Source organism: Burkholderiales bacterium (assembly GCA_013695435.1).
Taxonomy (GTDB): domain Bacteria; phylum Pseudomonadota; class Gammaproteobacteria; order Burkholderiales; family JACMKV01; genus JACMKV01.
The window spans coordinates 1-2576 of the sequence record JACDAM010000127.1 but is presented as its reverse complement, the minus strand read 5'-3'; the positions used below and the strand labels follow the sequence as shown (position 1 = coordinate 2576).

Sequence of the window (2576 nt, the reverse complement as noted above, 5' to 3'; positions counted from 1 at the left end):
TGCCGGTGTGCACCACATCGCGGATGGTGACGGCATTGGGCAAGGCGATTGCGATGGTGGGCATGATGTCAGGCGGGCCGGCGAACAGTCCGCAGCTCAGCTCCCCGGCCGGAACGCGCGCAGCCATGCGTCGGCGTTGATCCACTGCCAGATGAAGAACGCGTTGTCCCCTTCGCCAGCGCAATAAGAGGCAAACGCACGGTCGACCGCGGCCGGGTCGAACAGGCCGTTGGTGCGGAACGCGGAGCTGGTGATGAGATCTCCGATCGGTTCGCGCAACGGCCCGCGAATCCATTCACGCTGCGGGGTGACCACCGCGCGTTTCTCGGTACTGCCGAACGAACCGCCGAGCTTGCGGTCGAGGAGGCGGCGCATGATCGCCTTGCCCTGTCCGCCGCGCAGCTTCTTCCCCTCGTCCATCCGAAACGCCAATTCGACTACCCGGTGATCGAGAAACGGCACGCGCAATTCTCGGCTGAACGCCATCGATAGCCGATCGTTCATCCGTAGCACTCGGGGCAGCTTGGCATGCCGGACGTCGCGGTACAGCCGGTTCGCCAGCGTCGTCTCGAACGGAGCCGCGAACGCCGGCGGCGCATCGTGCCTGCGCATATCGGCGGACAGCGTTTCGGGCTTCAGAAAGCTGCTGCCGTCCTGATAAGTGCCCGGGGTGTCGGGCTGGCGGTAATAGGCGTAGCCGGCGAACATCTCGTCGATGCCTTGGCCTTCGAGCACCACCGTGATCCCCTCCTCGCGGATGCGGCGGTGGAGGTTGTAGTACGCGAGCGTGGCGATTCCGCCGAACGGCGCTTCCTCGTGCCGCATCAACGGGTCGATCAGCGACCAGGCGGTGGCTGCGTCGAGCCGTTCCACGTGCTGCGTCCATTGCCGGCGGCGCGGCAGGCCGGCGGCGAACTGCGCCTCGTCGTATTTGGGATCATTGAAACCCGCGGTAAAGCAGTTAAGCTCCCCCGCGGCACCGTCGGCCGCGTCGACAAACGCGAACAGCAGTGACGAATCGAGCCCGCCCGAGACGTTCACACCCAGCGGCACGTCGCTGCGCAGCCGCAGGCGTACCGCATCGGTGATCAGCCAATCGAGTTGCTCGAGCGCCTCAGCGTCGCTCAGTTCAACCGGCGCGCCGGCGGCGATGGCAGCATCCCAGTACCGCGTAGTGGTCACGTTTCCGTCTCGCCAAGTGAGCGTGTGTCCCGGAGCGAGCGAGCGCACGCCGTCAAAAAACGTGGCGTCCGAATGATCGTACAACCCGTGGTTCAGGTAGACCGCCCACGTGTCGCGATCGATGAGAGGTTGTAAACCGGCCGCGATCAGCGCTTTCACTTCCGAAGCGAAAGCAAAAGTTCCGTCGATGTCTGCATAGAGGAACGGCTTGATTCCCAGCCGATCGCGCGCGCAGAACAGGGTGCCTTCGACTTCGTCCCAGATGGCGAACGCGAACATGCCGATGAAGCGTTCGACGCACGCCGGCCCCCAACGGTCGTAGGCCGCCAGGATGACTTCGGAATCCCCGGCGCTCGTGAACGGGTACCCGGCCAATTCCTTGCGCAGTTCGACGAAATTGTAAATTTCGCCATTAAAGGCGAGCCAGCGGCGGCCCGAAGCATCGGCCATGGGCTGCAGGCCCGCGTCGCTCAGGTCGATGATGCTGAGGCGATTGTGGCCTAGGGCGCAACGGCCCTGCGGCTCGATGTAGGTCAGCTGGCCGTCGGGTCCGCGATGCGCGAGCGTGTCGACCATCGCCTCTATCCGCGCGCGGCCGATGCCGCCGGCACCGACGAGCCCCGAAATACCGCACATGTTGCGGCTCAGCCCGCGCGGCGGGCGAGCAGGCGGTGGTGGCCCTGGCCGATCACCCGACCCATCGCATCGTCTTCGCTCATCGTCCCGGCTGCTACCTGTTCGATGAACCATCCGATCGCCGAGAGCGAACCTGCGGTGAGCTCGGCCGCTTGCCCGAACAGCGGGTGGCCGCCCTCGACCGATCCGGCGACGAAGATCTCATGTAGGGCAGCCAGGTCTTCGTAATAGGCCTGAAGGTCGTGTTCGTGATCGAGTCGCGCCTTGCGGGTCCAGCGTTGCAGATCGACGAATCCCGCTTCGTGCAGGTCCGCCTTCAGCCGATTCCATTCGAAGAAATCGAACTTCGGCACGAACAGATCGTCGAGGAAAGTGCGCCGCTTGTTCGCCGCGGTGCCGGCCGCCTCCATCGCTGCTTCGACCTGCTCCTGGCCGATGGCGGAAGAAAGCGGGCGCAGAAGTTTGATCAGCGGCCAACGCATTCCACCGGTCGCATAGACCAGAAAGTACACCGTCCCGCCCGGCCGCAATACGCGTGAAAGCTCCCCGAGCACTTTCATTTCGTCTGCGGTATGCATCAGCACCCCGGCGCACCACACCACATCGAAATGCGCGTCGGGGAACGGGATATCGGCGAGCGAAGCGACTTGGAACGACACGTTGTCGATCCCTTCGGCACGCTTGCGTGCGTCTGCGATGCCGTTCTCGCCAATGTCGATGCCCACGACCTCCGCAGCGCCGAGGCGTGCCATGCCGAT

Annotated in this window: 2 protein-coding genes; both read right to left on the bottom strand. The window is 64.6% G+C overall.

Going from position 1 to position 2576, the window contains the following annotated elements; translation table 11 throughout:
* Positions 1 to 96: 96 nt before the first annotated feature.
* Entirely contained in the window at positions 97 to 1818 is a 1722-nt protein-coding gene (asnB, locus tag H0V78_06690; protein ID MBA2351467.1) for an asparagine synthase (glutamine-hydrolyzing), read from the bottom strand.
* A gap of 8 nt (positions 1819 to 1826) precedes the next feature.
* On the bottom strand, positions 1827 to 2576 hold a 750-nt coding region (locus tag H0V78_06685), incomplete at its 5' end, for a class I SAM-dependent methyltransferase (GenBank protein ID MBA2351466.1).

Coding starts and splice junctions, on each gene's coding strand:
- asnB (MBA2351467.1), bottom strand. CDS start 1,818: ATGTGCGGTATTTCGGGGCTCGTCGGTGCCGGCGGCATCGGCCGCGCG.